This is a genomic window from Bacillus sp. AR13-1, from assembly GCF_008042285.1.
GTDB lineage: Bacteria > Bacillota > Bacilli > Bacillales > Bacillaceae_G > Bacillus_A > Bacillus_A mycoides.
On the sequence record NZ_QNUA01000031.1, the window covers coordinates 1 to 21,821 of the forward strand.

The 21,821-nt window shown below is 33.7% G+C and carries 20 protein-coding genes and 7 pseudogenes; 8 read left to right on the plus strand and 19 right to left on the minus strand.

Annotated elements, in window-relative coordinates; all coding sequences use genetic code 11:
* Positions 1-201 precede the first annotated feature (201 nt).
* Complete coding sequence (locus DN408_RS21090; protein WP_078178603.1) at positions 202-2,184, minus strand: methyl-accepting chemotaxis protein; 1,983 nt, start codon at positions 2,182-2,184, stop codon at positions 202-204.
* A gap of 862 nt (positions 2,185-3,046) precedes the next feature.
* Between DN408_RS21090 and DN408_RS32140 the strand changes: the two are divergent.
* Positions 3,047-3,375 (plus strand): annotated as a pseudogene (locus DN408_RS32140) (stress protein); the annotation flags it as partial.
* A 119-nt stretch (positions 3,376-3,494) separates the two neighbouring features.
* On the opposite strand, the gene DN408_RS21100 reads toward DN408_RS32140, so the two are convergent.
* From DN408_RS21100 to asnB, 4 genes and pseudogenes are all read right to left on the minus strand, one after another.
* Positions 3,495-4,727 carry a glycoside hydrolase family 5 protein gene (locus DN408_RS21100; RefSeq protein ID WP_061673914.1) on the minus strand — a complete coding sequence of 411 codons (1,233 nt, stop codon included), beginning with the start codon at positions 4,725-4,727 and terminating at the stop codon, positions 3,495-3,497.
* 560 nt (positions 4,728-5,287) lie between these two features.
* Positions 5,288-6,400 (minus strand): annotated as a pseudogene (locus DN408_RS21105) (RNA-guided endonuclease TnpB family protein).
* 11 nt (positions 6,401-6,411) lie between these two features.
* Positions 6,412-6,699: pseudogene (gene tnpA / locus DN408_RS21110) on the minus strand (IS200/IS605 family transposase); the annotation flags it as partial.
* A gap of 221 nt (positions 6,700-6,920) precedes the next feature.
* Positions 6,921-8,744 (minus strand): asparagine synthase (glutamine-hydrolyzing), encoded by a 1,824-nt coding sequence (gene asnB / locus DN408_RS21115; protein ID WP_078178602.1) that lies wholly within the window; start codon positions 8,742-8,744, stop codon positions 6,921-6,923.
* 401 nt (positions 8,745-9,145) lie between these two features.
* On the opposite strand from asnB, the gene DN408_RS21120 reads away from it, so the two are divergent.
* The 3 genes and pseudogenes from DN408_RS21120 to DN408_RS31750 all read left to right on the plus strand — a co-directional run bounded on the left by DN408_RS21120 (position 9,146) and on the right by DN408_RS31750 (position 11,229).
* Entirely contained in the window at positions 9,146-9,715 is a 570-nt protein-coding gene (locus DN408_RS21120) for a TetR/AcrR family transcriptional regulator (protein WP_002065376.1), read from the plus strand.
* Positions 9,716-9,769: 54 nt separating this feature from the next.
* Positions 9,770-10,000 carry a hypothetical protein gene (locus DN408_RS21125; RefSeq protein WP_078178601.1) on the plus strand — a complete coding sequence of 77 codons (231 nt, stop codon included), beginning with the start codon at positions 9,770-9,772 and terminating at the stop codon, positions 9,998-10,000.
* Between the two features lie 1,042 nt (positions 10,001-11,042).
* Positions 11,043-11,229, plus strand: a pseudogene (locus tag DN408_RS31750) (hypothetical protein).
* 173 nt (positions 11,230-11,402) lie between these two features.
* Here the strand turns inward: DN408_RS31750 and DN408_RS21135 are convergent.
* The 8 genes and pseudogenes from DN408_RS21135 to DN408_RS21175 form a co-directional block, all read right to left on the minus strand.
* Positions 11,403-11,795 carry a nuclear transport factor 2 family protein gene (locus DN408_RS21135; RefSeq protein WP_042889832.1) on the minus strand — a complete coding sequence of 131 codons (393 nt, stop codon included), beginning with the start codon at positions 11,793-11,795 and terminating at the stop codon, positions 11,403-11,405.
* Between the two features lie 4 nt (positions 11,796-11,799).
* The gene (locus DN408_RS21140; RefSeq protein ID WP_078178600.1) at positions 11,800-12,621 is read right to left on the minus strand and encodes an MBL fold metallo-hydrolase; all 822 of its coding nucleotides are present in this window, start codon (positions 12,619-12,621) and stop codon (positions 11,800-11,802) included.
* A 295-nt stretch (positions 12,622-12,916) separates the two neighbouring features.
* Complete coding sequence (locus DN408_RS21145) at positions 12,917-13,537, minus strand: DsbA family protein (RefSeq protein ID WP_078178599.1); 621 nt, start codon at positions 13,535-13,537, stop codon at positions 12,917-12,919.
* A gap of 559 nt (positions 13,538-14,096) precedes the next feature.
* A pseudogene (locus DN408_RS21150) lies at positions 14,097-14,669 on the minus strand (DNA/RNA helicase domain-containing protein); the annotation flags it as partial.
* A 57-nt stretch (positions 14,670-14,726) separates the two neighbouring features.
* Positions 14,727-15,848: an IS200/IS605 family element RNA-guided endonuclease TnpB gene (tnpB, locus tag DN408_RS21155; protein ID WP_078178598.1), complete on the minus strand. Its 1,122-nt coding sequence runs from the start codon at positions 15,846-15,848 to the stop codon at positions 14,727-14,729.
* A 199-nt stretch (positions 15,849-16,047) separates the two neighbouring features.
* Positions 16,048-16,137: pseudogene (locus tag DN408_RS21165) on the minus strand (site-specific integrase); the annotation flags it as partial.
* Positions 16,137-16,619, minus strand: a complete 483-nt coding sequence (locus DN408_RS21170) for an ArpU family phage packaging/lysis transcriptional regulator (RefSeq protein WP_078178597.1) — start codon at positions 16,617-16,619, stop codon at positions 16,137-16,139. The pseudogene DN408_RS21165 and the gene DN408_RS21170, both read right to left, overlap by 1 nt.
* Positions 16,620-16,929: 310 nt before the next feature.
* Complete coding sequence (locus tag DN408_RS21175; RefSeq protein ID WP_087943100.1) at positions 16,930-17,052, minus strand: DUF3983 domain-containing protein; 123 nt, start codon at positions 17,050-17,052, stop codon at positions 16,930-16,932.
* A 253-nt stretch (positions 17,053-17,305) separates the two neighbouring features.
* Between DN408_RS21175 and DN408_RS21180 the strand changes: the two genes are divergently transcribed.
* Positions 17,306-17,521: a spore germination protein gene (locus tag DN408_RS21180; protein WP_002016530.1), complete on the plus strand. Its 216-nt coding sequence runs from the start codon at positions 17,306-17,308 to the stop codon at positions 17,519-17,521.
* A gap of 152 nt (positions 17,522-17,673) precedes the next feature.
* Here DN408_RS21180 and DN408_RS21185 read toward each other — a convergent pair whose 3' ends face one another.
* From DN408_RS21185 to DN408_RS32155, 5 genes and pseudogenes are all read right to left on the minus strand, one after another.
* Positions 17,674-18,009 carry a hypothetical protein gene (locus tag DN408_RS21185; protein ID WP_016093844.1) on the minus strand — a complete coding sequence of 112 codons (336 nt, stop codon included), beginning with the start codon at positions 18,007-18,009 and terminating at the stop codon, positions 17,674-17,676.
* A gap of 341 nt (positions 18,010-18,350) precedes the next feature.
* Positions 18,351-18,531 (minus strand): annotated as a pseudogene (locus tag DN408_RS32145) (hypothetical protein); the annotation flags it as partial.
* A complete protein-coding gene (locus DN408_RS21195) occupies positions 18,528-18,722 on the minus strand; it encodes a hypothetical protein (protein ID WP_033716034.1) in 195 nt (64 codons plus the stop codon). The gene DN408_RS21195 and the pseudogene DN408_RS32145, both read right to left, overlap by 4 nt.
* Positions 18,723-18,732: 10 nt before the next feature.
* The gene (locus tag DN408_RS32150; RefSeq protein WP_016093845.1) at positions 18,733-18,867 is read right to left on the minus strand and encodes a hypothetical protein; all 135 of its coding nucleotides are present in this window, start codon (positions 18,865-18,867) and stop codon (positions 18,733-18,735) included.
* A 389-nt stretch (positions 18,868-19,256) separates the two neighbouring features.
* Complete coding sequence (locus tag DN408_RS32155) at positions 19,257-19,391, minus strand: hypothetical protein (protein WP_002016524.1); 135 nt, start codon at positions 19,389-19,391, stop codon at positions 19,257-19,259.
* A 273-nt stretch (positions 19,392-19,664) separates the two neighbouring features.
* Here DN408_RS32155 and DN408_RS21200 point away from each other — a divergent pair, with 273 nt between their 5' ends.
* Together DN408_RS21200 and DN408_RS21205 are read left to right on the plus strand one after the other, a co-directional pair.
* Positions 19,665-20,228 (plus strand): excalibur calcium-binding domain-containing protein, encoded by a 564-nt coding sequence (locus DN408_RS21200; protein ID WP_033716033.1) that lies wholly within the window; start codon positions 19,665-19,667, stop codon positions 20,226-20,228.
* A gap of 143 nt (positions 20,229-20,371) precedes the next feature.
* Positions 20,372-20,836, plus strand: a complete 465-nt coding sequence (locus tag DN408_RS21205; RefSeq protein ID WP_002016521.1) for a hypothetical protein — start codon at positions 20,372-20,374, stop codon at positions 20,834-20,836.
* A gap of 217 nt (positions 20,837-21,053) precedes the next feature.
* Here DN408_RS21205 and DN408_RS32160 read toward each other — a convergent pair whose 3' ends face one another.
* Positions 21,054-21,188: a hypothetical protein gene (locus tag DN408_RS32160; protein ID WP_002016520.1), complete on the minus strand. Its 135-nt coding sequence runs from the start codon at positions 21,186-21,188 to the stop codon at positions 21,054-21,056.
* A gap of 247 nt (positions 21,189-21,435) precedes the next feature.
* On the opposite strand from DN408_RS32160, the gene DN408_RS21210 reads away from it, so the two are divergent.
* The gene (locus DN408_RS21210; RefSeq protein WP_078178596.1) at positions 21,436-21,543 is read left to right on the plus strand and encodes a YjcZ family sporulation protein; all 108 of its coding nucleotides are present in this window, start codon (positions 21,436-21,438) and stop codon (positions 21,541-21,543) included.
* Positions 21,544-21,821: the final 278 nt, after the last annotated feature.

Sequence of the window (21,821 nt, forward strand, 5' to 3'; positions counted from 1 at the left end):
CTTCCTATACGAACAACATTTTAAACAGGAAAGTATACCTATACCCTTTTTTTTCGGTATGGGGTAATGGAAATTCCAGTGTCATCTTTGCTACTACACACTGTTACCAATCAAACATGCACAATGTAGAAATGAACCTTAAAAGATTTTCAACTAACACTCTTTAACATACTTCCTGTTATTCTTTCCTATAATCTGAACTTATACCTTAAATCCTCCAATTAAATCTTGAAGTTCTTCAGCCATTTGTGCTAATTGAATTGCTGAAGAATTTATCTCTTCCATGGAAGCATGTTGTTCTTCGGATGAACCAGCTATAGTTTGCATACTTGTGGTATTCTCTTTTACAGCCACTGCTATTTGGTTAATAGATGTATCGACTTGCATTGCATCAGATGTCATCTTATTTGATAGCTCCACCATACCATGTACTTTGGAAACGATATCATTCGCTGCATTTGAAATTTCATAAAGACTTTGTTTTGTATCATTCGCGACCTTAATTCCCGACTGTACTTCTATTCCCACTTCATTCATAGCTTTTACAGTCTCGTGTACATCTAATTGTATTTCCTTAATTAAACTTCCAATTTCCATTGAAGATTGTCTTGATTGTTCCGCTAATTTCCCAACTTCATCCGCAACAATTGCAAATCCACGTCCCTGTTCTCCTGCCCTAGCCGCCTCAATCGCCGCATTTAGTGCTAGTAGATTTGTTTGTTCAGCAATATTTTGAATCGCTTCTAATATAGTGCCTATTTGCTGCGATTTCTTATCTAATAATTTAATTACATTATCGGATTGGGAAACAGAATTATGTATAGACTGCATTTGTGTTACAGTTTGTTCTACTAATTGTTCCCCCTCATTTGCTTTTTGTTTTGTGTATAAAGATGAGGTCGATACTTCAGAAGCATTATCAGCTACACATTGAATATTTCGTGTTACCTCACCTATTAATTTAGCTCCAGACTCAACTTCATTATGTTGAACTTCTGCACTATGTGAGATTTCTTCCATTTCTTTTGTAATTTGTTCTGTTGCAACACTTGCTTGCTCTACACTAGCAGTTAGTTCCTCAGAAGAAGCTGCTACATGTCCTGCAGATGTGTTAATTTGTGAAATAATATTGCGTAAAGACTCTGCCATTGCATTGAAACTATCACCCAATTGACCAAGTTCATCCTTTGAACGAATATCAATTTTCTCCGTTAAATCTCCTCGACTAATTCTTTGAGCTGAAATAACTAATTGTCTTAGTGGATTAATAATAGATCTAAGAATGAAGAAAATTATAATTCCACCTAATAATAAAGAAGCTCCTATTATAGCAAATGTTTTATAAAAAATAGGATTGGTAGCTTCTTCAATTTCTTTCGTAGGCATTACACCAGCTATTTTCCACCCTGTTTTTTTATTTGTCTTAAAGCTTATGCTTCGATCCTCACCATTGAGGCTATACGTAATCTCTCCATCTTCTTTCTTATAAAGTTCATCTGCTAAAGATTTCTCTAATTTTTCACCAGGTTTTAATGTTGGATGAACAACTATAGTTTTATCTTGCCCCACTATAGATACAAAACCTTGCTTTCCTACTTTTATCATTTTAGATGTTTTTACGATATCATCAATATTCAAGTCCATACCAATGACACCACTTTTATCTTCATTTTGTTTAGCAACTGCTATTACCATATTTCCAGTAGCCTTTGATTTATACGGAGATGAAACAATAATTTCACCATTTGCTTTTACAGCATCCTTATACCAACTACTTTCTAACGGATTAACTCCTTCTGTTATTTCTCCAACAGGCGCATGAATAAATTGATTGTTACTGGATGCGGAATAAATTGTTTCTATCTCTGGATGTAACTGTATATATTGTTCAAATTTACTCTGTACATTTTGTAATTGATCAGGATTATAATTGCCTTGTGTGAGTAATTTTGCAAAATAAGTTACATCTATATATTTATTTTCTAATTCATCATCAACAATCTTATCTAAAATACTTACATTATCTTTTGCTGTTTGTAGAATTGTTTTATTAAGATCTGTTTTCGCCTTATCATAAGATGTTATTCCTACGATAAGACTAGGTATAATTAATATTGCAATAAATGCCATAGACAACTTCGTTTTTAGCTTTATTTGTTCCAATTTTTTTTTTATATTAAACACGATTTACTTCTCCTTTTCATTCTTACAACTCATATTATTTATTTAAATGTTTACTCCTTTATCTTTTTCTACAATTATTTATGGTATCATTTGAAATGAAGTCACTACTATATTCTTTTACATACATCTTCACAGATAGCGATATAGCTTTCACAAGCGAAGTTTTATTTATCCCCCCTTACAAATATGTTATTTTTCTATTTTAAGCAAATATAAAACTAAGAATTATTCCAAATAAACCGTATTAAATATATACTTCACTCTATTAAAATGGTTTTTAGTTTTGATTGGATAAAAGGTTTAATTTAGGCCTATTTAAATTGTATGAAATCCTTAACATAAGAAATCCCCTAAAACTTAACTAAGTGAATATATCCCCTGGATAATTCTACTCAATGGCTTTTTAAACTACTCTAAATTCTTCACTTCATTAACAAATTTAGTTACTACAGCCGCTTTTTTATTGGATTACTGAACCATAAATTCTAAATAGAAGAATAAAATAAATTGGAGGACTATATTGTAACATGTATACATAAGTTTTAAATATTAAAACGAAAAAATATATGGATTTTTTATTATAAGTACCTTCATATATTACAATTAATTTAGTATGAATTTTAATTTGCTGCCGTATATACAGAAAATGCACTAGCATTAGAGTATCTAACTACAGGAACCAATATATATTTTGGAGAATAAGGCAATATATCGTGTCTAAAAACTACTTTCGTCTTATCGCGGATTCTTACCACCCATGCCCGTTCTTCCGGTTACGTTTTGATAAATGGGGCAATGTTCATTGATCAATAGTTTGTTATGACGTTTAGGTATTTATTTACATTAGGAGGATAGAACTAATATGTTTAAAAAATTATCAGTATTTCTTATTGGCACTCTACTATTATTCAGTTGAACAGCTTGTGATAGCATTAAATCAATGGCAAGTAATGTTACAGTTAGTAAAAATTCAAAGGTGCAGGATTAGAAGCAGAAGAGCCTACTGATCTACCACAAAAAGAGTTTGATAATACTAGAAAAAATGCGAAACGTATTCTGGTACCTGCTTTAGGAGAAGATAGCGGCGGTAGATTATTCGAATTTAAAAACAAAGAAGATCTTGAAAAGGCTAAAAAGTACTATGACGATTTAGGAAATGGAAATCAAATGCTCTTCTCACTTACCTACTCACTGGACTGTGGCACTTCACGTTCCTTGAGGAAGGAGTCTTCTTGGCTAAAATGATAAAAAACATCTAATTCTATTTGAATTAGATGCTTACATTTAGTCCTTAATCCTAACATTCTAAACTATTTATGCGCCTGTAAATCTTTTTTTATTACATCCCAAAGTGGATTATCTTGACGTATCGGTTTACCCTCTTCGTCCCATTTTATTTTTCCTGTTCCTAATTCATAATTCATTCCCGTCCATGTGTCTTCACGGAATGCATAGAATGATTTATGCCAACCTTTTTGGTTGAAGATAGAAATAAGATCTTGCATGTATTGGGTTGCACCTGGGACAGTACGGTTAATTCCAAATTCCTCTGCAATAATTCGATTAGATGGTACATGATTTTTCTTAGACCATTGTTGAATTGGCTTTAAAAATTTCTCTAATCCCTGCTTATTCCACATTACAGGTTTCTCTAAATCTCCTACTTTTACAAATCCCGGATATTGAAATTCCTTGTTTTGTTTTTCACCTTGGCTCGTTAATTCATACGGCTCATACATATGAAATGCATAAAGTGTTTTTTTATCCTTTACTGGTTTTAAATATTTAAAGGCCCATGGAGTAGCATATAAACCTGCATCTAAAATAATCGGTGTTTCTTGGTCCACTTCACGAATAGAGTTAATAACCTTTTGATAAAATCTATTTAAATCAGCTGTGGTTCCTTTCACTTTTTCATACCATTTCTCGTAATCTTCCGTCCAAAAATCATTATATCTATTATTTTTGGCTGTTTCTGGATGCGGTTCATTTATAATATTGTACCCAACCACTGCAGGATAATCTTTTAGTTCTAGAGCAAGGTCCTTCCAAAACTCACTTGCTTGTTCTTGATACTTCTCATCTTCCCATATTCTGTCGTCATTCTTATTATTATTAAATTGACGCCATCGATCACCAGGTAAAGATAACATTGTAAGAACAACTTTCATTCCTTGCGATTGTGCGGCATCTAAATCCGCTTTCAATTTTTCTAGATCCTCCTTTACTAATCCCTGATAGTTATCTGCATTACCTATCAGAAAATCCTTTCCAGAAGTATCTGGTTTATCCTCAAATAAAAAATCTTTATCTTTTGCCCATTTATCAGGTGCTAAACGAACATATTCAATATTAGCTTCCTTTGCACTTTTATAGTTTTCAGGTAATGAAGTGCTATTCATAAAATTAGTACCTTTTCTTTTTGAATCCCAAAAATGAATTTTGGAATCGCTCTTTTGATAAGTATCAGCTTTCACATTCATTTCCTGTACTCCAAAACTTATCATGCCTAATAGTGCAACGATTGGCAAAACTTTTTTCACAGTTTTTCCTTCTTTCTATATATATTTTACACACATAACATACCTTTGTTTTGTTACAGGAATATGGCAATTTCCCCAAAATACCTTTTAAGTTTATAAAGTGAAAGTTCATTCACATATAAAAAAGACAGAGATATTTAGAATGTTGCTTCGTTTTCTAAAAAATAAAAAAGGAACCCTTTACGGATTCCTTTTTGCCTTGCACTCTTTTTCAAATAGTGCATTTTTGCACCTACTTTTAGTATACCTTATAATTCCCATAAAATAAATAAGATTAAACGAAATTTGCTACTATATTTTCATAAAAGGATTCGAGTCAGAAAACTAATACTAGTAAGTTCACTTGCGAAAAATTTATGTTCTTTCACAAGTAATAAAACGTCATACTTTCTTAGGATTCTACAGATAGAATAGAGTATTGTGAACTACCCGCCACTTAACGTCCTAATGGACTGTTTGAAGTGGGGGCTTCTCGGTTAGTCGTTACTTTTGATAGCTAACGAATTCGTCCTAAGACAGCCGAGCTAACTCCCTTGTTCCACGGGTTATTTTATTGCTATCTATGCTAACGCTAATAGGCGTATTGCTTCATTTTTGATATTGATAGCTGCGTTATAATCTCTATCGAGATTTACACCGCATATACAAGAATATACTCGTTCAGACAATGACATATTTTTTACATTTCCACAACTGCTACATGTTTTTGTGGAAGGAAACCATTTGTCTATTTTCACAAGTTGTTTTCCTTGTTCGTTTAGTTTATAAGCTAAGAAAGAAGTGAACATACCCCACCCATTATCAGCGACACTTTTTCCAAAATGAAGTGCTTGCGACATTCCTTTCATATTTAGATCTTCAATAGCTACAATATCAAAATGAGTAGCTAACTCTTTAGACTTATGATGAAGGAAGTTCTTACGTTGGTTTGCTACTTTTTCATGTAACTTAGCTACACGGATACGTTGTTTATCCCAACGAATAGAACCTTTTGTTCTTCTTGATAATACTCGTTGTGCTTTTGCTAATCGGTCTAACATTTCACGGTAGAACTTAGGTTAATTGGCTTTCTTATCCTCAGAACTGACGTATAATCCATCCAACGCAAAGTCTAATCCAACAACTGTTTCTACTTCTTTTTGTACAATCTCTTTTTCGTATTCAGTCAAAATGGACACATAGTATTTACCAGTAGGTGTCATAGAAATCGTACATGACTTGATTATATGGTCTTGTGGTATTTCTCTATGCTGTTTGATATGTACCATTTTCAGTTTTGGTAATTTGATATGACCGTTAAGCAACATAATATTTCCGTTCACTACATTCGTTGTATAAGACTTTCTGTCTTTTTTGCTTTTGAATGTTGGGAAGTCATTTTGACCACTAAAGAAATTCTTATAGGCAGTTTGCAAGTTTAGTTGAGCATTTGCCAAAGCTAATGAATCAACTTCTTTTAACCACTCAAATTCTGATTTGTATTTCGCAGGAGTGGGAAGCTTTTGTTTCTTTAGTTGTTCCTTATCATCTTTGTGTTTTTCATAGGCTTCTTTCCGTTCAGCTAACATTCTGTTATACACGAAACGTACACAGCCGAAGGTTTTACGCATAAGATGTACTTGGTCTTCTGTTGGATACAAACGGAATTTATATGCTTTATTATGCTTTGTCATATCATTTCACCTCACTTTTCACCTTGATTTTCAATATATTTCTTTACTACATCTATTGGCGAACCACCAGTAGTTAGTAAGCAAAAACTTCTTGACCAAAACATCTCTTTCCAAAGTTTCTTTTTCACTTGTGGAAAGTCTCTCTTGATTAGTCGAGAACTTGCACTCTTATAAGCATTGATGAATTTTGTCATTTCTGTATTCGGATGTGCCTTGAACAAAATATGAACATGGTCTACATCATGATTCCACTCTACCAGTGTTATGTTGTAATTCTCGGATAACCTGTTAAAAGGTTCATCGTATTCTCCTTTACGTGGGACCTCCAATTCATATTATTCCCCCTAGTTCTTTCCATGTCCCTTATTCAATTCTAATTTACTGACTGATTAGCGTTATTGCAAATCAAGATAATAAAACCGCATCTCCAAATGTTAGATAACTATCTAATACATTGGAGATGCGGTTCACTTAGGTCATTAAGGATTCATCTATCCTCTTTATTCGAAGATTACATTTATCATACTAATTTAATATTATATTCCTGAAGCCAACTATTAACTTGAAGTAAATAATCTATTATACTTCGTGCATCATTACCAGAAATTACTTTGTCTTTTCCTTCTGCAATAGCACGAACTCTTTCTACATTTATTAATGGTAAAATAGGTGATTGAGGATCGTTCAACACATGTAACATCCAATCACTAATACCTTGTAGATAAGAAGCATCCTTTGTGCTTGGATATGCACTTTTTTTGCGATAAAGTACATCCTCTGGAAGTACATTTTCAAAAGCTCGACGTAAAATACCTTTTTCAATATTGTCTATGCTTTTCATTTCGAATGGAACATTCCATAAGTATTCTACAAGCCGGTAATCGCAAAATGGAACTCGTACTTCAAAGCCATTCATCATACTTGTACGATCTTTTCGTTCTAGCATAAATGGCAAGAAACGTGTAATAAACATGTAAGACATTTGACGTTGCTTCATTTGCAGATCACTTTCACCTTCTAAAAAAGGAACCTCAGCAACCGCATCTTCAAATTTTTGTTTTTGATATTTTTCAGGGCTAATCTTTTCTTTAAAATCCTCTGATAAAATTTCTGTACTATACCATAAATTAACACTCCAAGGGAATATCTCTGCATCTAAAAACTTCTCTTGATGGAACCATGGATATCCTGAGAACACTTCATCTGCGGATTCGCCTGAAAGTGCAACTGTTGCGTCTTTTTTCATTTCCTTAAATAGCAAATAAAGAGACGTTTCTAGTTCCCCAACTCCCGGTAGATCACGCGCTCGCATTGGAATTAATAAATGCTCTATTAAACTATCTGATCCTAACTCTATAGAGTGATGCTTTGTTCCTACATATTCAGCCACACGTTTCACCCAAGGTTCATCACGATCAAAACGAAGGAAGTCTTGCTCAAAGTCTTTTTCATCATTGATGAAATTCAAGGAATATGTATGAAGACGTTCCCCTTTATTCCCAAATTCGTTTCCTGCTAAACCTGTTAGACCACTTGAATCTAAACCTCCGGAAAGCATAGATACCACTGGTCTATCAGCAATTAACTGGCGTTTAACAGTATCTTGTAAAATGGAGCGGATTGTCTCCACTGTCGTATCAATATCATCTATATGTTTTTTACTTTCAAGTTTCCAATACTGTGTCGTATTTGAACCATTAGAGGTAAACGTCATATAATGACCCGCACGTACTTCATGTATATCCTTAAAAATCGCATGACCAGGAGTACGTGTTGGTCCAAGACAAAATACCTCAGAAAGTCCTTCTTTATCTACTTCTGCATTTACAAGCGGATGCGAAAGCAAAACTTTTAACTCTGAACCAAAGAGAATTGCGCTTCCTCTTTGAGCGAAAAATAAAGGCTTCACACCTAGATGATCACGACCAAGCATCAATTTCCCAAATCTTTCATCCCAAATACCAAAAGCAAAAATCCCATTTAAGTGTTGAACACAATCTTCTTGCCATTCTAAATAAGCATGTAGTAATACCTCTGTATCAGACTTTGTCTGAAATTCATGACCTTTCCCCTCAAGTTCTTTACGTAATTCTTGATAGTTATAAATTTCTCCATTGAACGTAAGGACAATCGTATCATTTCCATCTTTATACAGCATAGGTTGAAGGCCACCTTCAGGATCAATGACGATGAGACGTCGATGACCTAATGCTGCTCGTTTTGAAAGCCAATGCCCCTCTGCATCAGGCCCTCGGTGAGTGATAGCATCTGTCATTTTTTTTAACGTTTCTTGTTCATGAGACAGGTCTTTAGACCAGTCTATCCACCCTGCAATTCCACACATAGTGTCTACCTTCTCTCAAATAGTATAGAAACCGACTAAAATTAAATATCAGTCGGTTTTCCGTAAAAAAATCCGACTAAAAACATCTTTTAGTCATGTTTATATAATAAAACGAATTGAATAAAAAATCAAATAATTCAATCAAGAAAGAAATCACTGTCCCCTTTCACTTGAATTCTCATCGTCTGATTAAAAAGTTATTACCTTAAACTTTCATTTTTATCCTAAGTTATAAAGTTGCATTCTATTATAGTTATATACTAGAAATGAGAATGGTGTATGTTATTCTATAAGAAGCAAATAGAGGACTTTCTATTAGGAGTTAAAAAATTACAAATGGACTGATACAGAATGTAATGAAAGAAAACTTCGCTAAATATTTCAAGGATAGGGTGTAGACAATGATCAAATTAGAAAAAGAAAATAAAAAAATGAAAATCATTCAATCTGCCACAATACTGTTCTCTATGGGTGGTGTCCGTAACACAACGGTCGATGAAATTGCAAAGAAAGCTAAAGTTGGTAAAGGTACTATTTATTATTACTATACAGATAAAACTGAAATATTATGTGACTGCTATATGCGTCATATTCAGCTTAAACGCTCACAATTATTTGATTTATATAAAGAGGAAAAAGATGTTTTACTTCGAATACAAAAAATTCTTCATTATATCAGCCTAGAATATCATCAAGACCCATTTGTTTCTACACTCTTTCAAGAATATAAAGAGTACCATTCACCTGAAATTATAGCTTGTTTTAAAAAATCTGAAGAAGAAGCAATTAAAATGATAAGTAATTTGCTTGAAAAAGGTTATCAGCAAGGGGCTTTTCATAAGGTACCATTACCGCTAACAGCTTTTATGTTAGTGCGAATGATTTTTAACTATGAACAGGATTATATAAAAGATGATAAAAGTGATAAAGAATTTCTGCAGTTGCTAAAGCATATGCTTCTTAAAAACTAGTTTTAACAACAAAAAAATAATTGTGGTACAAATATATGAAGAAGAACGTGAATAATGGATGGTTTAATAAGCTCTTTTCAGTCTGGACAAACCTGCAAAATATCCAACGCTTATGTAGGAATGACTGATAAAAGAATAACAGCGATTACAAGATCAAACTGTAAGGGAAAAAAGAATGAAATAAAGTATTCTGCTCGTAGTTCAGTTTTAGCAATATTAATGAGAAATACCAATCATTTACTTGTGCTGATAGGAGAAGTAAATGATTGGTATTCTTTACGTTAGCCAATATGATTTTAATTTAACTAATTCCCCGAAAGAATTCTCCTTCCTCAAGCGTGTGAAGGGCGTAGCCCAACGGTAGGTGGGAGATGAATTTCGGTTTGGCATAGCCAAAAACTTTTGATAAACTAGCTATATGAAGTTCTTTGATAACTTGATATATGAGGTTGCAGGAAGAAAATAGAGTGCGAAAACCAAGCCATTCGGTTCCTGCGTAAAATATCAACCGTACCAAAAGAGCGTCCAAGCGTTGGACATCTAGGGGTGGAACACCCCGAAGTAACGCTCAGGGAGACGAAAGGGTACTTTCGTCGTGGAACTGAGAAGCTCCCACTTCAAGCTTTGCTAAGTGGCGAGTAGTTCACGGGCTACTTTAAAATCTTAAGTTGATGGATGTGTGAACGTACCCCTACTAATATTCTTGCTTTTAAATCATTATTACTGTATTATATTTACATAGTAATATAAGGATTATGGTATATAAAAAGGAATCAAATCTATAAGTAAGATTTAAATCCTTTTCCAAGGCAAAAAGATTTTGCTAAAATCTAATATAATTTATGCTTGTCTTTTTAATATGTATCTAGTAAAAACATATTTTTTATCAATAGAATTCTGTTTTCAATATAAATGGAAACTTTAAATAGAAGTTTATTAACTCTCAATGATAGGAGTTAGTGTTCTAGAATATAGAGAAACAAGGCACGATACAAAGTAATCTGACAAACCTAAGAAGTATTGTATATTGTTTGCCCATCTCCAGGTACTACAATAAAAGAGCCTTACCTCTCTAGGCAAGACTCTACTAGTTTAGTTGTATAATATTTACATGATAACTAAGAAACAGAAAACATATAACACCAAATAGCAGCACCCTATTACTCCTCCTACAGCTAATACCTGTTTAACCCAACTCTTAAATTTTTGATTACTGTAAATCGCCTGCACTCTTTCCATATTTCCTCCTATTAAGGAGAACCCTTAAAGACTCTCACCTCGCTATAGTACCATTAAAAAATGAATAATAGAGATCTAATGAATAAATATGCAATATTGCATAAAAAAATTCATTGTTATAATTGTAAGCGCTTACTATAATAAGATTATAAAGATTTATCACATCTTAATACGAAAAAAGAGGAGAGCATAATATGGAAATCGCAATGGCAGTTTTAAAATTTATAGGTGGAGCAATCCCATTAATTCAAGAACTTCTAAAAGCATTTATGTAAGTTCACTATTTAGCAATTATTCACAAAAATTATCATACAAATGATCTGTATATCAAAGATAAATTGATTTACAGATCATTTGCGTGAGCAAGGTCCCTTTAACATGATTAAGGGACCTTGTTTTAATTTTTGGCTCTGTTAAAGGTAAATGTTGATATTTGAAACTGGTAACTCTAACTTAATACCTCATTAACAGTTGCACTGTCCACAATTTGAATAAACTTCTTAACCTTATCGTTCTCATCAAACTCATAAAGATGACAAAAATCTGCTATGAATGATTTCCCTGTTACTTTATATGTTCCACTATATTTTCCATACACGATAACAGTATTGTTATTAAAAGCATAAATTTCATCTTTAGCGCTATAGTTATCCCATTCAGTTCCAAGACGTTCATGTACATTTTTCACTACTTCATCAGGACCTATATAAGTGCCCGCATATGGAAACCCAGCAGCTTCTGTCCAAGATACATTTTCACTTAAATATGTTTTGAAAGCATCCATTTTTCCCTCGCCAGTTAACACATACGTTTCATGTAATAGTTTTTGATATTTATTCATAGCATTAACCCCATGGCATTTCTTTTGTTACAACTTTTGCACTTAATTCCAATACACCTTTATTAGCATAGCCTGGATATGCTGTTTCAAGTTTTGCTACAAAATCTTTTGAAGTTTTACTTTCCTCAGAAGCTTGAATTGCAGTTCTTAGATAATCCATAGTTGCAATAATCGCTTGATTATCTAAGGATTTTCCGATTGATCCATGGCTTGGTACAATAATGTCAGCATTTAACGCTTGTAATACTTTCAAGTTCTCAATCCCTGCCTCCATTGCTGCTTTTGAGCTAGTATCTGCTAAGAACACATGGATTTCGTTAAATACATCAATGCCTCCAATCAATAATTTTAGCTCTTTATTAAATAAGCTAGTTCTGTAATCATCTAAGCCTACAAGTTCAAATGCTAAACCTTGAAAATCAATTGTTTTCTCTTTAATAACTTGAGGTAATACCACATTGTTTGGTGCATTTTCTCCTAGTACATCTTTCCAAACTTTTAATTTCCCTAATACAGAATGAACAATATGTTCAACAGTAGACTCTGTTGCATACGCTATGGCTCTTGGGTAAGCATCTTTAATACTTTCTAACCCAAAGTAATAATCAGGATCCCCATGTATAATAAAGATTTTATCTAGGGATAAGTTATTGTTTTTCAGATAATCTACAATTTCTTTCGAATCAGATTGAGTAAATTTTGAGTTTATTAAAAATGCATGTCCTGCTTTCTCAACTAAGGTTGCAGTTACCATAAAACTTTTTTCATCCGAACTAAACACCGTCAATTTTACATCATTTAGATTTGTATCGATTGTTTTAAACATAGAATGTTATTCTCCTTTTGTTAAAGTTATTGAATAGATAACACATTTTTATCTTGTTCCGACAGAAGGCCCCTCCTCAATTCTCCTGCATAGTTAATCGCAACAGCAAATAGATAGGAGATGTATGTCGGTTGGCGTAAGCTAACATGTTTGCTACTGTGATCTATAGTAAAATCATAATTGGACCTTCTTTAATAACAAATAGAAACTATAACTGTTATCAGAAAGATTTAAGTCCATCCACTTCTAGTCTTTTTTAAAACGTTAAATGTTATATACTTTAACTTAAAGTTTTTTAATATAAATTTTTGAAACGTGCTTCGATTTTATCTGGCGTCATTACCCCGCCACCAATAGGAATAATTTGATTATCCTTTTGTAAAAATAATGAAGGATAACTATTAACACCAAGCTGTCGAACCTTATTGAAATCATTTTGTACATCTACAATTGTTTCTTGAGCATTTAAACGCTCTATTACTTGTTCAGGATCCAAACCATGCTCAATTGCAATCTTACGATATGTTTCAGGGTCACTTAGACTTTTCCCCTCATAATAAAACGCTTTTTGCATAGCCGAAGTGAATTCTAACAAACGGTCTGGCGCTAATGAACGTAAAGCGGAAAAGCCAATTGCAGCATCTTTCGAATTCATTTTAAAAGTACCTTCTTCCACCAATTTTTGATATGAAGGACCAAACTCTGCACCTGTAAGTTGATTAATTCTTTTATTTCCCTCTTCTATATATGAGAAATTTTTTATTGGTAACTCATCTAAAAATAACCCTCCACATAAAACCGTTAACGGCACTTCAGTGTGTTTTTGGTAAAATCCTTTAATACTTTCTGAAAAGCCATAGCACCATCCACAATATGCGTCCCATACATATATAAAGTTACCTTGTTTCGTTTCCATTTAAATCTCCTACCTTTATTTTTATTTACCAGTTCAGCTATCACTTAAAATTCTCAGCCAACTTTTTGGTTTGTAAAAGTACATCTTTTTTAGTATCTTGTTCTTTTTTGAGGCACCTTACTATATTTTTCAAAAACTAACCCTTTCAAAGAAAGAGCAACTAAGATTTTTAGCAAAAGACAACGATGTATATTATTACCCCAAAGTAGAAAATACTACAGTACGGAATATGCATTTCTTTTAATATGTCAGTAACTATCTACCCTTAGCGGCAACGTGTGAACCACCATCCTTAAATAAATATACAAATCGTATTTCCACTTAAAATAGGTATTGATTGTAACTAATTCGATTACAACTTTATGTAACTATATTAGTTACAACTAAGACGAAAGTCAATTCTTTTTTTATAAAAAATATTAAATTTCTACCCTAACGTTTTCAAAAATCCGGTTAACAATAAAATATAACTTTAGTATTATCGCTTAATACCTATATACCCTTTCATTTTTATTAAATAAAAAGAAGCTACTCTAATTCAAGTAACTTCTTTTCATAATTATTGACTTATTCTTACTATTTCTTTTAGATATCTCTGCATATTTTGATTTACTGCATAGACGTAACATCCATTTATCCCGCGAGATAATAATACGTAATAGATACGTTTAATATAGGATGTTAACTCTTCATTATTTAAATCAGTTCCCTTAATCGGAAGACCATTTCGATCTTTATACTCTTTTGGATTGACGATGACCTTTGCTTTATTCAAATCATAGTCTCCATTTTCTTCACCCGTGTAATTACAATCAATTTCGGCCCCTAATATCACACCAACATAATTTAAATCAGCGCCCTGGGTAGTATGAATACACCCTATTTCCTCTACACTATTCTCAAAGTTAATCCAACCTTTTACCTTCGAGTTCCATTTGAATGTATCACCTGTAACAGTATCTTTTATATCATATAGATTCTTATCCTTTTGTGTAGCCCATTTCCAAGAATAACCTGCGACTACGCGACATAATTCATGTTCTTTATTTAAAGATTTCATAGAATCATTTAATTCTGTAATAGATTCCATTACTTTAAAGTCATAGCCCTGCAATAATCCTTCCTCTTGAACCACCCCCACTTTCGCTGAGGGATTCCTAAGTAAAGAGTTCTATCGAACTCTAATTTATTAGGCTATCCCCGCAGCCCTTGCGGTTAGAAGCCTTATCGCTTCATTCTTTAGATTGATACTTGCGTTAATATCCCTATCATGGTGTGTACGACAAGAAGGGCAGTCCCATTTACGTAGGTTTAAATTTTTAACGTCTTTGTTTTGGTATCCACAACGAGAACATAATTGGCTGGAAGCAAATGTTTTTGATACGACAATAACTTGTTTGCCATACCATTTTGCTTTGTATTCTAACATGGATCGAAATTGCGACCAGGATACCTCACTAATTGCTTTTGCTAACTTATGATTCTTTAACATATTCGATACTTGCAAATCCTCTATACCGATAACATCGTGGTTTTTGATGATTTCAGTTGAGATTTTGTCCAAGTAATCTTTTCTAGCATTTTCCATGTATTCATGAATTCTAGCTACCTTTACTCGCTGTTTATTCCAGCGCAAAGATCCTTTCCTTCTTCTAGAAAGAACACGCTGTGCTTTCGCCAATTTCTCTTCTAATGATCGAAAAAACTTCGGATTTTCATAGGTTGTTCCATCTGACAAAATGGCGAAATCTTTTAGTCCCACATCCATTCCGATGTAAGAATGTGTTTTCGGAAGTTCTTGTACTTCTGTTTCCACTAACAATGACACAAAGTATCTGCCAGAAGGTTTCCGTCTAACTGTAGCATTTAAGATACGTCCCTTTACTTCGCGACTTTTGGCAAATCGAACAAGGCCTAGTTTCGGCAACTTTATCTTGTTTCCTACAACAGCAATATTTTCATTTGTTTGTTTTGTAGTATAAGATTGTACGTTGTTCTTCTTAGATTTAAAGCGCGGGGCGCTGTTTTGTTTTTTGAAAAAGCGTGTATAAGCATCCGCAAGGTTGCGAACAGACGACTGAATCGCAATACTATCTACATCTTTTAGCCAAACAAACTCTTTCTTCATGGTAGGAAGTTTGGCAGAGCATGTACCATATGTCAAACCTTTTCCTGTCTCTTTGTATGCGCGATCCCATAGGGATAGGAAATGATTGAATACAAAGCGAGAACAACCAATCGTTTTGTTGATTAGAATTGCTTGTGCTTTATTTGGGTAGATACGAAACTTATAGGCTTTATTAATCATCATTTGATTCACCTCCATTTCGGTATATGACTATTATACACCAAACATACATTCGACTGATAGTGAAGTAACACTTTATGTATGTCGAACAATTAAGATAGCTTCCTGCCATCCCTTGTTCGAAGCCAATTCATCTCCCACCTACTCACTGGGCTTTGACCCTTCACGCCCCTTGAGGAAGGAGTCTTCTTGGCTAAAATGATAAAATATAATTTCGTTCACTCTTTTCCCTTAAATACTCTTTAATTTGTTGTATTTGCTCTAGATCACGTATTGGCTGAACAAAGTTCATTATTCATTACCTCCAGCTTCTTCTGTTTCGTAAACTTCTAATCTAAGAGCAAAAGCTAAATTATAAAATGCTCTGGACTTCCAACGGCGATATGTACGTTCAGCCATTCCAATTTCGTTATAGACCATATAATCGCATACAGCTTCTTCTTCTAAATAACGCTTATTAATAATCTCCCTCTGCATCTTCCCAGCACAGCCATTACCTAAGCGACTTAAAAACTGATTAATACGGAATGACATTAACTCCAACCACTCTTCATGCTCACTTTGTTGCAAATTAGCGATTGCCACATCCTCTAAAGGCTTTCCAACGGTATGTGTCGGACCGTGTTCTCTCATTTCATAAGAAGGAGTGACTTTCATTTCCTTACGAATCATTCCGAACTGTCTATATATGCGTACACTTTCAAGAACACCCTCTAACTTCTCTTGCGTTGCTGTTCTATCAATTTTTGGTAAGAAAGATGTTTGTTTAGTCATGTAAGACCACTCCTTTTTATTTTTAAATTACTTTTGTCTTAACGTTCCACGTCTACGTTCATAACAAGGTCTATGCATCCCCATTAAATCCTCAATTTCACGAGTACTTAATTTCTCTTTTTATTTTTTTTGTTTTTCTTCTTTCCTTGTTTGGATTGCTTTTTCCATTCATGTAGTTGATCTTTTAATACCTTCATTCCCCACATCCCCTTTCAAAAATAAAGAGGACACCATTTCTTAAAACAGCTTTATTGCTGCTCTAAAAATTGGTATCCTCTAGTTTTCTAGCCGGACTGTATTCTGTTTTCATTTATTTAATAATACCAGCCTGCACAAAGATGTTTCTCCAAGCTTTGTTAACTTGGTATTTATCAACGGATATCGCACGACGAACGATAGCTTTTCTTATTTTCTTTTTCTTTGCATTTGCCATTCCTCTCATCCCTTTCATGCAAACGTCTCTCATTTCCATTTTGGAGCGTTTTACTCCTTTTGATACCTTATTACATTCAAAAATGATTTAAACGTGAATTGTACCTATTTTATAAATTCTTTTTCCCCACAAAAGGATTATTTTATTAGGTTTTCTAACATCCCTCATTTTAAAATTTTCAGATTCAGATGAACATCTAGACTCATAGACCATATTCTAATTTAAACGCTTCCTAAGAAAGCAGGTGAAACTGATGCCATCTATTGTTGGAAACATGGTTGTACAAAATAGCAACGGTTCTTTCAACTTAGGTGATTTTTATAACGTCTCTCCAAAGGAAAATACAAAATCTTATAATGGTTCAGGCTCATCCAATGTTGCTTTTGTTGCTAATACCTTTAGTAGTGTTAGTGCGACAAACACATTTGATGCTGATGTTGCAGACCAAAACCAAGTTGGAACAGCATAAATTTATTCATTTCCCTCTACCTCCCTGAATAAAACTAAAAATCACGTCAATACTGTAGCTAGGCTTTTAAGCAGCCGGAAATCTCTTATGTGTAACCGTACTAATCGAGATCTCCTTCAAGACTGAGCAGTTAGCTTTTGCTAGCTGCTCTTTTATTTTAAATCCGGTTCATATTTATGCTTCTTCTGTATAAAGATCTCGTGAACCAGTTTCACGCAAAAATCTACGGCATCCTCATCACTTGTAATATTTGCACCAATGTTGGCATTCTGAAGTTCTTTTATATCCCGTACCATTTGAGTTTTCGGTATCTGCGTCTCTAACATTTTTCGAATTACTTTAGATTGACTCCCCCCATCGTATTCACACAGAAACTCAATCTCACTCCATAACTCAGTTGGTAAAGTTAACGATACTTTTCTTGTTACACCGATCGCTTTACGTCCTGCTCCTTCTCTTTTCCCACCACGATTGTTTTGTCCAGTCATTATATATATATCCCCTTTGATTAAAGTTACTTTATTCAAAAATATCCCTTGCATTGGATACAATCAATTAATTTTAGTTACTTTATTCAAATAGAGTTCGACAAAATGAAATTTTCATTACATTAATCCCCATATAACATTTCCGGTCCTGCTAACACTATAACTGTAACTTAACGTTACACATCCTAACTTGCAGGGCCTAATTTTCTTTTGTACAACAAGCAGTTAGCTAATTAAGCTGATTGCTTTGTTGTGCCGAATGAAGGATTTATAAAAAGATTTCTCAACATCTAATATTTGGAAACACATTACCTATTATGGTAATATGTTGGTAATCCTATGATTTCTATAGCTTCTCTCTTGGACTTCGCCTCAAACCAACGAAGCTTCCACTTTTCGTCTTTGTCATAAAACTTTACTGAGTACGTCATAACGCTATTACGCTTCAAAAATTTGTCCGCTGTACTTGTTGCAGTATAATCAAAAATTCCGACTATATCCCTCCCGTGGTAGTTGTTTCATGCCCCTAACCCCATTGGACGAGATTTAATTTTGTTCTTATCTGCCTGATCCATGATTAATGTGGCGATTTCTAGTTGATTCCTTCCTAGCCCTTTTGCTATTTCAAGAATATCTTTATCCTCATCCCACATTTCTCGTAATTGAATCACTTCGCTTTCATCAAACACTAGGTCCAATCCTTCTAAAGCGATATATCGCCTCTTATTTCAATGATTTTGTATCCTGGATAGCGATTGGGAGTAATGTACTCAATCGCTTTTTCTTTTGCTTCTTTTTCATTTCTTCCTTCCATGCCCATGAAGGAAGGAAGACTTTTGATTGATTTTTATCTAACATAGGCTTTCACTCCTTGTTTAATTAGAAGAAACGACCATGTTATAATAGAGGGACAAAATATTGCATCGTTTCACGAAACAATTAATTAGGGGTAATCGACTATTTTTATTTTCTCAATAACGATTATTCAATAAATCTGTTAACATTTAATTACCGATATGTGTATCAACCAGCCTGTGCATCTGCACAGGCCTTTTACTATGCTAATTTTAGTTAGCGGATGCATTTTTCTCACCCTTTATGATGCTTCGCACATCAGAATAGTTCATAATTCCGTAACACATGCATACGAGTTATCGTGTTAAAATTAAGCCATTCTCAAGAAGTAATTCTTATTTACTCGACAATTCTTTTACCCTGTTTAAAGCCTTGCCCCCTGCGAGGTTTTTTTATTTAGCTAAAGTAATATATTTATGTGCTTCCTCTACCTTATCTGCGCTGTTATGTACCCCTTTAGCTCTTAAATCTCGTATCATTTTGATTATGTTTGCTATTTCTTCTTTGTCACGCTGCTGTTTATCCATCACTTTTCATCCTTCATAATCCGTTTGTCTATCTGCATCAGGTAGATGAATCCTGCAATTCCGATAACTAGTACCAGTATCATGAAATGGAAGAATGTACTTTCTTCCATTTTTTAGAGGTGAAATTATGTAAAAAATTCACCAAATTAACCAATGAGAGATACGGCTCTCTTTTTTTATTTCCAATCGACAAAATATAACAATATAAGAATGTTTATTTTGATAAGATTGTCCAGAAATATTACATTTTATATATCTTGGAGGAATTAAATTATGAACAAGAAATTATTAATGGCTTTAGCATGCAGCGTGTTACTTATGGGATTGGCTGCTTGTGGTTCAAGTGATAAAGCAAGTACATCAGAAGAACCAAAACAAGAAACTAAAAAAGAAGATGAACAAAAGAAACTAGATGAGCAAAAACAGGAAGACGAACAAAAGAAAATAGAAGAACAGAAAAAAGCCGAAGAACAAAAAGAAGTTGAAGAGCAGAAACGATTAGAAGAACAGAAAAAGGCTGAAGAGCAAAAGAAATTAGAAGAACAACGAAAACAAGAAGAGGCCCAAAGACAACAGGAAGAACAAAAGAAACAACAAGAAGCAGCTCGGGCAAAAGAACAGGAGCAACAAAAAGCTACTGCTAATACAGCACCTCAGCAACAAGCTGTACCTAAACAAGAGAAAGTGCACTTTGCAAACTGTACAGATGCAAATAATGCCGGTTACTATGATATAACTCCAGATAGCCCAGCTTATGCTTCACATTTAGATCGCGATGGCGATGGCGTGGCTTGTGAACGAAATAAAGGACATAAAAAATCTAGTAAAAAACATTAGATTTATGGTTAAGCACTCTTGTGAGTGCTTTTTTTATTCTCATTCAACAAAATATAACAAAATACAAATAACTTGTTTGCTACCATGAGATAAGAAATCTTACATTTCAGCTTATATAACTAATACATACTGGGGGTAACACAATGAAACGCAGATTACTTACAGCATTAGCATGTAGCGCCTTACTTATGGGATTATCCGCTTGTGGTTCAAATGAGAAGACTGCAACTGAATCTAAACCTAAACAAGAAGCTAAAAAGCCTGAACCGGTTACTACAACTTCACTTATTAGCGAGTTCAAGAAAGCTGGTATAGAAGCTGAAAATGCTACGGATCTAACACAAAAAGAGTTCGGTAACATGCGTAAAGATGGTAAACGAATCCTAATTCCTAAATTAGGTGAGGATAAAGGTGGCCGTGTGTTTGAATTTAGTAAGAAAGAAGACTTAGAAAAAGCTAAGAAGTACTATGATGAGCTAGGAAACTCAGCTCCAATGCTTTTCTCACATACATATGCTAAGGGGAATTTCCTTTTACAGATGAATGGCGATATGAAAGATGAAGAGTTTAATAAGTATAAAGAAGTTATGGATAAAGTAGTGAAGTAAATAGCGGCACTCGAAAGAGTGCTTTTACTATTTCTCAATACTCGAAATTATCTAACGTGGTAAAATAATAATTGGATTGGCATCCAATACCATATTACGTTGGTTCAAATCGCAGGAAGGCACCTTAGGGTGTCTTTTTTTTATAAGAAAACCCCCAAGCATTTATATACTTAGGGGCTTATCGATTGAAAGGTAAAACTGCTTACAATTCCTTAAATTAAGAACAAAGTGGGATTACTCCTAAACCAATTAATAGAGCTGCAGCAAACGCTGGAATTGGTACAGGAATCTGGATACCTTCTACAACTAAGAAGTATTGTCCACTTACTACTTGGAAACAAACTAATTGCATGGTTATTCCTCCCTTCTGTTAGGATTAATACATTATATTAAATAATCTTATTATTGATTTAATTAAATAATATGTTTTTATTAATATATGCGATTTATTAATATTCAGGAGAAGTGCCTTAGATTGGCTTTCTCTTTTTTTCAAAAGAACTTGATCCATTAATGCATAAAAACATAAAGTAAATTGAATCCGTTAAAATACATGAGTGACCTCTTGTTTTATCCTCTTATCTAAAGGAGGAACTATTATGGGCTTTGGTGGAAGTTGTGGTGGTGGCGGCTTCGCTGGAGGATTTGCTTTACTAGTTGTATTATTTATTCTATTAATAATAGTTGGAGCTAGCTGCTTCTGCTAAACAAACTATCGGAAAAGCCCACCTATTTCCGTAGGTGGACTTTATCTTTATTACACAATACCAAATTATACTCTCATTTTTTCGTAAACTTTATGCAATTATACATATTTGTAAAAAATTACACTAAATAAATATTACATGTAGTAAAATATAAATTGTGGACACGTTCTATAAAGCAGATTCTCCGATTAGAAGGCGTAACACATTTCAACCATATAGATGTGGCGTTGCTTTAATCTAGCCAAACAAACGATCTCGATTCTCTTGTATTTGTACAC

Bases quoted from the DNA above. Each gene is read 5' to 3' on its own strand.
- DN408_RS21180 (WP_002016530.1), top strand. From the start codon at position 17,306: ATGCCATCTATTGTTGGAAACATGGTTGTACAAAATAGCAACGGTTCT.
- DN408_RS21205 (WP_002016521.1), top strand. From the start codon at position 20,372: ATGAAACGCAGATTACTTACAGCATTAGCATGTAGCGCCTTACTTATG.
- DN408_RS21125 (WP_078178601.1), top strand. From the start codon at position 9,770: ATGGATGGTTTAATAAGCTCTTTTCAGTCTGGACAAACCTGCAAAATA.
- DN408_RS21120 (WP_002065376.1), top strand. From the start codon at position 9,146: ATGATCAAATTAGAAAAAGAAAATAAAAAAATGAAAATCATTCAATCT.
- asnB (WP_078178602.1), bottom strand. From the start codon at position 8,744: ATGTGTGGAATTGCAGGGTGGATAGACTGGTCTAAAGACCTGTCTCAT.
- DN408_RS21210 (WP_078178596.1), top strand. From the start codon at position 21,436: ATGGGCTTTGGTGGAAGTTGTGGTGGTGGCGGCTTCGCTGGAGGATTT.
- DN408_RS21140 (WP_078178600.1), bottom strand. From the start codon at position 12,621: ATGTTTAAAACAATCGATACAAATCTAAATGATGTAAAATTGACGGTG.
- DN408_RS32160 (WP_002016520.1), bottom strand. From the start codon at position 21,188: ATGCAATTAGTTTGTTTCCAAGTAGTAAGTGGACAATACTTCTTAGTT.
- DN408_RS21135 (WP_042889832.1), bottom strand. From the start codon at position 11,795: ATGAATAAATATCAAAAACTATTACATGAAACGTATGTGTTAACTGGC.
- DN408_RS21145 (WP_078178599.1), bottom strand. From the start codon at position 13,537: ATGGAAACGAAACAAGGTAACTTTATATATGTATGGGACGCATATTGT.
- DN408_RS32155 (WP_002016524.1), bottom strand. From the start codon at position 19,391: ATGGATAAACAGCAGCGTGACAAAGAAGAAATAGCAAACATAATCAAA.
- tnpB (WP_078178598.1), bottom strand. From the start codon at position 15,848: ATGATGATTAATAAAGCCTATAAGTTTCGTATCTACCCAAATAAAGCA.
- DN408_RS21200 (WP_033716033.1), top strand. From the start codon at position 19,665: ATGAACAAGAAATTATTAATGGCTTTAGCATGCAGCGTGTTACTTATG.
- DN408_RS21170 (WP_078178597.1), bottom strand. From the start codon at position 16,619: ATGACTAAACAAACATCTTTCTTACCAAAAATTGATAGAACAGCAACG.
- DN408_RS21175 (WP_087943100.1), bottom strand. From the start codon at position 17,052: ATGGCAAATGCAAAGAAAAAGAAAATAAGAAAAGCTATCGTTCGTCGT.
- DN408_RS21185 (WP_016093844.1), bottom strand. From the start codon at position 18,009: ATGACTGGACAAAACAATCGTGGTGGGAAAAGAGAAGGAGCAGGACGT.
- DN408_RS32150 (WP_016093845.1), bottom strand. From the start codon at position 18,867: ATGTTAGATAAAAATCAATCAAAAGTCTTCCTTCCTTCATGGGCATGG.